This is a genomic window from Methylobacterium sp. WL64 (assembly GCF_008039945.1).
Taxonomy (GTDB): Bacteria; Pseudomonadota; Alphaproteobacteria; order Rhizobiales; family Beijerinckiaceae; genus Methylobacterium.
Genome location: NZ_VRVA01000295.1, coordinates 1 through 920 on the forward strand (window position 1 = coordinate 1; position 920 = coordinate 920).

Annotated in this window: 1 pseudogene; it reads left to right on the forward strand. The window is 66.0% G+C overall.

Going from position 1 to position 920, the window contains the following annotated elements:
* Positions 1-135: 135 nt before the first annotated feature.
* Positions 136-738, forward strand: a pseudogene (locus FV242_RS33965) (efflux RND transporter permease subunit); the annotation flags it as partial.
* Between the last annotated feature and the right edge of the window lie 182 nt (positions 739-920).

Genomic DNA, 920 nt, shown 5'->3' on the forward strand with positions numbered 1-920 from the left:
TCTGTCGGAAGCAGCGGCTCGATCACCGCCCACTCTGCATCCGTCAGGTCAAACGGCGCCATCCTCGGTCTTCCATTCGGAGAACCAACGACGCCCCGACCAAACCGTGCCACCCGTTATGGGTTCATGACCCAGAGTGGCCGGTACCAGAACCTGCAGCAGGCGACGGCCAGGCTCTCGGTCGTGGTGCCGGCGGCGATGGCCGCGATCCTTGTGCTCCTCGTGGTGATGTTCTGCGACCTGCGGCTTGCCGGCCTGATATTCCTCGACGTCCCGATCGCCGCCACCGGCGGCATTGTCGCCTTGCCGCTGAGGGGGATGCTGTTCTCGATCTCGGCGGCGATCGGCTTCATCACGACGTTCGGCATCGCCATCCTCAATGGGGTGGTGCTCACGAACACCATCCGCGAGATCGAGGCGAAGGGCGACGATCCGCGAGAAACCGCGACGCGGGCCGCCGAGATCCGCCTACGCCCGGTGATGATGACCGCACTCGTGGCGACGCCGGGCTTCCTGCCTGTGGCGATCTCCACGAGCGCTGGCGCCGAGGCCCAGCGGCCGCTGGCCGCCGTCGTCATCGGCGGCCTGATCACTTCGACCTTGCTGACCCTGATCGTGCTGCCGACGATCTATCCATTCGTCGCAGGCCTGCACGTCTCCTTCGGTCGCAACGGGTCCGCTTCGCAGCCAGGGGCCAGAGGCGGCAAAGCGCAGCGGCGGGAGGACGTCGATGCGTGAGGCGAGGTATGAACGCGTCCGCCCCGTCCGGCTACTCGCGACGTGACTCGGAATAAGAACGCCTAACAGAACGGCACCGAGCTTGGTTTTCAGCGTTGGTTTGGCATGGCCAGACTGCTTCTCCCCGATGATCTCTGGGATGAGATCGCGCCGCTCCTCCCGCCGCCTCGGCCGCGTCCGAA